Raw genomic sequence first — 5,771 nt, 5'->3', positions numbered from 1 at the left:
GCCCTGCTGAGTGGCTGGGATGAGCTGCTTGACGAGGTCGGCCTCGAGCGCACCCTCTATGCCGACGACGATGACGACACGGATTTCGATGGGCTGACCGACCCACTGGTGGTGGACGCGGTGTTGTTCGAGGGTGGTGCGTTCGCGGACTTCCTCGCGAAGCGCGGGGCGCTGCTGCCCGAGGACGAGCGGACACTGGCCGAGCAATGGCTACTCGCAGACCGATCGGTGTTCGAGGTCGAAGAGGTGCGCCGCGGCCAGGGAATGACGGTGCGCGACGTGCGCACCGGCGACAGGCACGAGGTGCGTGAACGCACGGGCAGCGGTCTACTGAAGTCCGGACAACTGATCTGCGCCCGAGTGGTGCCCGCCGGGGACACGATGCAGGTCTTCGGCGGGATCGAGCCGGTGGCGTTGCACGAGCGCGACGCGCTTGTCGCGCTCCTCGACGCCGAACCCGACCCGGTGGAGCTGGTCGCATACCTGAGCCGACGGTTCGCACCGCCGACGCTGGTCAACACCGAAGGCGATCCGCTGGCGATCTGCGAGTCCACCGTGCGAGTGAGCAGTCCGGCCGCGATCGCAGCCGCGCTGGACGACACCTACGACCGGCTCGATGGTGAGGAGCCGCCACGCTGGCTGGAACATGTGACCACCCAAGGCATGCCGCGCATCCGGACCATGTTGATGCTCGACGGAGACACGCTGCGGGTGGACACCAACAGCGACAAGCGGATGGACCGGGTGCTGGCCACCCTGGCTCGGATTGATCCCGCGATGACGGTGCTCGACGACACTCGCCGGCCGGTGCGTGACGCCCGTGAGGCTGCCGAGTTGGCCAAGCAGCTGCCCGGCGGTGGCGGCCGCGCGCTCGATTCGGATGACCCCGAGGTCGCCGCATACCTCGCCGACTTCATCCACGACTACGAGACCAAATGGCTCGACGAGCCGATCCCCGCACTCGATGGCCATACGCCGCGTCAGGCCGCCGACGACCCCACCCGACGCGCCGACCTGATCAAGCTGCTCGACACCTTCCCCGCCGGGGAGGCCGCCCGCGGCGGCATGGACGCCGACCGGCTCCGCGCGGCGCTCGGGTTGCCGTAGCCTCGCCCACGGGGGCGGTGTTCATCGAGGCACGACAGTGATGGCGCAGCGCGGACCGCTTGCCCCGGCCAACCGCGCATCGGCCGTCGCCAGCGCGCAGCCGAGATTCTCGGCCAGCGCGACATACATTGCGTCATACGGGGTTACGGTCTCTCGTAGCTCCCAGACACGTTCCAGCAGCGGCGGTGCGGCGTAGCGGATCAGCCCCAACTGTCTCCAGACACCTATGGCGTGGTGCGCATCCTCTGCCCTCAGGAGTCCGGCGAGAACCTGTCGTCGCATTGCGCTCACCACCTCGGCGTCCACGAGGTGTGGGACGTGAATCATCTCGGCGGCGACCAGGCGGCGGGCCTGACCGTCGTTCAGCAGTGCCGATACCGCCGCCGAGGCATCGAGAACGATCACCTGCGATCGGCGTCGATGTGCTCGGCGATCGCGTGGGCCGCGATGTCCAGGTCGGGCAGGGTGGCGATCAACGCAGCGTTGTCGACCCTTCGCGTCGCAGCGTCGAGCTCCCGGATGGCCACGGCCGTAACCGATGTGCTCGCTGCGCGCGCCAGCCGTTCGAGCCGGTTCATCACGTCGTCGGGCACATTGCGCAAATGCAGAGTTCGCATGCCGAGATTGTATGCGAATTGCTTGCAGTATGCTTGCTTTTTGCTAGCACGTCTGCCCCGGCAAGGGCTGAGCCCGCTTGGTCGAACGCCAGCTCCCCCGGACCGGTGTGCGAAGTGCCCGGCTATGCGCGACAACCTCACCACTGGTCAGCCGACATGGTCCGTCGCACAATGCAATCCACGCTGCCTCGTGCCCCTCAGGCCGTGAAGCCGCCGTCGACGTTGAGATTCGCACCGGTGACGTATCCGGACTCTGAACCGGCCAGGAAGCTCACCAGAGCGGCGACGTCACTGGCCTGTCCGTAACGCCCGAGCGCGGTCACCTGCTTCATGAACTCGGCGAAGTCGCCATCGTCGGGGTTCATCTCGGTGTTGATCGGACCCGGCTGCACGTTGTTGACGGTGATTCCGCGCGGACCGAGATCGCGGGCCAGTCCGCGGGTGAACGAGGACACCGCGCCCTTGGTCATGCCGTAGACCGACAGCCCGGGCCCCGGTATGCGGTCGGCGTTGATGCTGCCGATGTTGATGATCCGCGCGCCTTCGCCCAGGTGCTTCAGTGCGCTGCGGGTCGTCCAGTACACGCCGCCGATGTTGATGGCCACCAGGCGGTCGAACTCCTCGGGCGGGAAGTCGTCGATGGGCGCGAGGTGAGCGACGGCAGCGTTGTTCACCACCACGTCCAGGCCGCCGAGTACGGCGACGGCCTGCTCGACCGCGGCCGCGGTCTGGGCCGGGTCGGCGGCGTCGGCCTGGATCGCCACTGCCTTGGCGCCGTTCGCTGTCACGTCGGCGACGAGCTTCTCGGCATCGGCCTCCGAGGCCGAGTAGGTGAACGCCACGGCGGCGCCCTCGGTGGTCAGTCGCCGCACGATCTCCGCGCCGATTCCACGGGATCCTCCGGTGACCAGTGCTCGCCGTCCGGTCAGGGGTGCTGTGCTCATTCCGATGGCCTCCTCATAATTACGAACCGTTGTGTTACTTAGTACGCTGAGGTCAAGGCCGGTGCCAGTGGATCAATTCCCGACATGACCGGCATCACATGAAGGGTGGTGCGGTGTGGCAGTTGGACGGCCGCGGGAGTTCGACCCCGATCAGGTCGAAGACGCCGCGATGAGACTTTTCTGGGACCGTGGCTTCGACGGGGTGTCGATCTCCGACGTGACGGCCGCGACCGGGGTGAACCGACGAAGCATCTACGCCGAGTTCGGGTCCAAGGAGAAGCTGTTCGAGCGCGCCGCGGAGCGGTACCTCGCCGGGCCCGGCGACTACATGACCGATGCACTGACCCGGCCGACGGCCCGCGAGGTCGCCGAGGCCATGGTGCACGGTGCGGCCGACACGGTCAGCGGCGACATCCTCGGGTGCCTGACCGTCGGAGAAGCCCCCGGTTTGGCCGAGCTACGGGAGGCGATGGTGCACCGGCTCGCCGAACGATTCGACGCCGCGGTCGCCGACGGCGAGTTGTCCGGTGTCGACACTCTGGTGTTGGCGCGCTGGATCGTTGGCGTAGGCCAGGGGGTCTCAGTGCAGGCCCGCAGTGGGGCCAGCCGCGCCGACCTACACGCCGTGGCGGACCTGGCGTTGACGGGTTGGCCGGGGTCGACCGCCGAGAGTTAATGTCACCCTTCTTCGCCGTTGCCCTTCCACAGCAGTGGCTCGCGTGCGCAGGGTTGTCTGCCACTGACAACCCGGCTCAGGACTTCGAGAGCCTCCGTGGCTATTTCGGCGCTGAAGCCTTGAAGTGCAGTGAGTAACTGCGGCAGCGGGCGGACCCACGCTCGTCGAGTAGTTCGACGAGGAGGCTCGCCCGCAAGCAGCTCGGCAGCTACCAACCGGGCAACACGAAGATCGTCCATGCCATCACCGGGGCGATGACGATCATGGCCATGCCCCAGCGTAGGAGTTGGCTCATGACGCGGTCGCGATCCTCTTCCGCGGTGTTGGCGACGATCAACGCACCCGACGTCGAGAACGGTGACGAGTCCACGATCGACGCGGCGAGGCTGAGTGCGATGATCATCGCCACGGATGACACTTCGCCGGCCAGCAGGAACGGCACGGCGAGCGGCACCAGCGCACCGAGGATTCCGGTGGTCGACGCGAACGCGGACACCACCGCACCGATCACGCAGATGAGCAGCGCGATCAGCAGGGGCGAGTTCAGGTGCGAGACCGCGTCGGACACGTAGGTGACGGTGCCGAGATCCTGTAGAAGACCGACGTAGGTGACGATGCCGACGATCAGGAACACGGAAGGCCAGGCGATCTTGGGCAGTGCCTCCTTCGCCGAGTCCGGGGAGACGACGCTGAGGATCACCGCGAGTGTCATTGCCACGAAGCCGATGTCGAGGTCCGTGAAGATGACGGTGCCGACCATGACCACCAGACCGGTGAGGGTCGCCGCGATCGAGCGGGTCATCGGAGGCCGCACGGCCAGCGCGACCTCGGTGTCGATGACCTGGACGTCGGTACCGCCCGGACGCGGCGCGCGGCCGGACGTGCCGGTGAAGCCGTCGTCGTCGCGGGCGTGGGAGCGGCGGGCCCGCTGGTTGATGAGGACGTACAGCAGGTAGCAGAGCACGGCGTTGACTACGAAGCAGCTGACGAACAACAGGATCGGTGATGACGCCACCCCGTTGTCGACGGCGACGTCGTTGACGATGATGCCGAACAGCCCGATCGGCGAGAATTCGCCGGCGCTAACACCGTTGGCGACCATCAGGCCCATCAAGAGCGGACTGATCTGGTAGCGCTGGGCGATGCGCATGGCCGTCGGCGCGATGATCGCGACCGCCGCCGGGGGCACCGCGCCGATGCCGGCGAGGCACGCTGCGATGAGGAACATGATCCAGGGGAAGGCCCACACCCGACCCCGTACGAGTGCGACCGCGGAGTCGACCAGCCAGTCGATGGCGCCGTTGGCCTTCGCGATGGCGAACAGGAAGGTCACTCCGACGAGGATCACGAACAGGCTCGCGGGGAATCCGGCGAGGATTTCCTTCTCGGACATGTCGGTCAGGCCCACGCCGATGACGAACGTCGCGACGAACGCCAGTGCGCCCATGTGCACGTTGAGAACGGTGGAGATCAGGAACACCGCCATCAGGGCGGCGATGGAGATCAATTGAACTGACATCTCGGCTTACCTCTCAGTGCTTGGCGAGCAGAGCGCCGAAGCCCTCGAATTGGTCGCCGATTCCCATGGCACGCAACGCATGCCAGTAGATGACAGTGCCGACCGCCCAGACCGGCTTGCCGAGATCCTTCTCGAGCGCGGGCGCCAGCGCCCCGAACCGGAGGTTGGTGCCGAGCTGGATGATGGCATCGGGGCGGTGCTCATCGGCGCTCCGGACCGCCTCGCCCAGCCGGTCCTCATTTTGGGAGGCAACCTCGATGATGCTGCGGCACTTGAGGCCTTCGACGTGGACGACCTCGAATCCGCGACCTTCGAAGTAGCTGACGGCGTTCTTCTCGATGACCGGGTAGTACGGCGTGACGAGTGCGATCCGTCGCGCACCCACCTCGCGGAGTGCCGCCTCCGACGCCTGCGCGCCCATCGAGACGTCGACGCCGGAGACTTCCCGCAGGTGGTCGAGCAGTGCGAAGCTGCCGTTCACGCCACCCATGAAGCTCTGCGAGGACATGCCGAGGACGAGGTGGTCGATGAGGGCTTCGTTGAGGCGGCGGACGGAGTCGTCGAGGTTGGCGGCAACGTGGCGCATGATGATCGACCAGTCCTCGTCGGCGGCGATCGACTGGTTGGGGACGTAGTAGCGATCGATGGCGTTGATCACGCCAGGTGGACGCATGTCCATCATCTCGTTCTCCACGACGACGTTCGGGCCGGGCGTCATGACGCCGATGACACCGCGTGGGCCCATGGCGTTGCGGTATCGGGTGCGGTCATGGCTGGTTCCGTCGATCTGGGCGGTGGTCATGGGGGGCTCCTCATTGTGAGTCGGGTCACGGTCGTCCGGAAGCGTAAGGCGGTGCCCAGCTGGTTGAACCCCTGAAATCCGGATACTTTAAATCCGTTATCCAGAT

General features: G+C 66.6%; 6 protein-coding genes and 1 pseudogene. 2 read left to right on the top strand and 5 right to left on the bottom strand.

The features are described 5' to 3' along the window. A pseudogene (locus tag ACRDUX_RS28020) lies at positions 1-1,107 on the top strand (hypothetical protein); the annotation flags it as partial. A gap of 21 nt (positions 1,108-1,128) precedes the next feature. Here the strand turns inward: ACRDUX_RS28020 and ACRDUX_RS28015 are convergent. The 3 genes from ACRDUX_RS28015 to ACRDUX_RS28005 form a co-directional block, all read right to left on the bottom strand. Beyond that, positions 1,129-1,512: a type II toxin-antitoxin system VapC family toxin gene (locus tag ACRDUX_RS28015; RefSeq protein ID WP_526418637.1), complete on the bottom strand. Its 384-nt coding sequence runs from the start codon at positions 1,510-1,512 to the stop codon at positions 1,129-1,131. Beyond that, complete coding sequence (locus ACRDUX_RS28010) at positions 1,509-1,724, bottom strand: antitoxin (protein ID WP_526418635.1); 216 nt, start codon at positions 1,722-1,724, stop codon at positions 1,509-1,511. The genes ACRDUX_RS28015 and ACRDUX_RS28010 overlap by 4 nt, the downstream gene beginning before the upstream one ends. Before the next feature lie 197 nt (positions 1,725-1,921). Then, entirely contained in the window at positions 1,922-2,668 is a 747-nt protein-coding gene (locus tag ACRDUX_RS28005) for an SDR family NAD(P)-dependent oxidoreductase (protein ID WP_526418633.1), read from the bottom strand. Between the two features lie 115 nt (positions 2,669-2,783). On the opposite strand from ACRDUX_RS28005, the gene ACRDUX_RS28000 reads away from it, so the two are divergent. Then, positions 2,784-3,344, top strand: a complete 561-nt coding sequence (locus ACRDUX_RS28000) for a TetR/AcrR family transcriptional regulator (protein ID WP_526418631.1) — start codon at positions 2,784-2,786, stop codon at positions 3,342-3,344. 208 nt (positions 3,345-3,552) lie between these two features. Here the strand turns inward: ACRDUX_RS28000 and ACRDUX_RS27995 are convergent, their stop codons facing one another. Together ACRDUX_RS27995 and ACRDUX_RS27990 are read right to left on the bottom strand one after the other, a co-directional pair. Next, on the bottom strand, positions 3,553-4,863 hold the full coding sequence (locus ACRDUX_RS27995) for an SLC13 family permease (RefSeq protein ID WP_526418629.1): 1,311 nt from the start codon (positions 4,861-4,863) through the stop codon (positions 3,553-3,555). A gap of 13 nt (positions 4,864-4,876) precedes the next feature. Beyond that, positions 4,877-5,665: a maleate cis-trans isomerase family protein gene (locus tag ACRDUX_RS27990; RefSeq protein ID WP_526418627.1), complete on the bottom strand. Its 789-nt coding sequence runs from the start codon at positions 5,663-5,665 to the stop codon at positions 4,877-4,879. Positions 5,666-5,771: the final 106 nt, after the last annotated feature.

The organism is Mycobacterium sp. (assembly GCF_050701675.1).
Lineage (GTDB): Bacteria > Actinomycetota > Actinomycetes > Mycobacteriales > Mycobacteriaceae > Mycobacterium.
The sequence above is the reverse complement of the archived record's forward strand: the minus strand, read 5'-3'. Positions and strand labels throughout refer to the sequence as shown.

Excerpts from the sequence above, each read along its gene's own strand:
- ACRDUX_RS28010 (WP_526418635.1), bottom strand. The coding sequence starts at position 1,724 with ATGCGAACTCTGCATTTGCGCAATGTGCCCGACGACGTGATGAACCGG.
- ACRDUX_RS28005 (WP_526418633.1), bottom strand. The coding sequence starts at position 2,668 with ATGAGCACAGCACCCCTGACCGGACGGCGAGCACTGGTCACCGGAGGA.
- ACRDUX_RS27995 (WP_526418629.1), bottom strand. The coding sequence starts at position 4,863 with ATGTCAGTTCAATTGATCTCCATCGCCGCCCTGATGGCGGTGTTCCTG.
- ACRDUX_RS27990 (WP_526418627.1), bottom strand. The coding sequence starts at position 5,665 with ATGACCACCGCCCAGATCGACGGAACCAGCCATGACCGCACCCGATAC.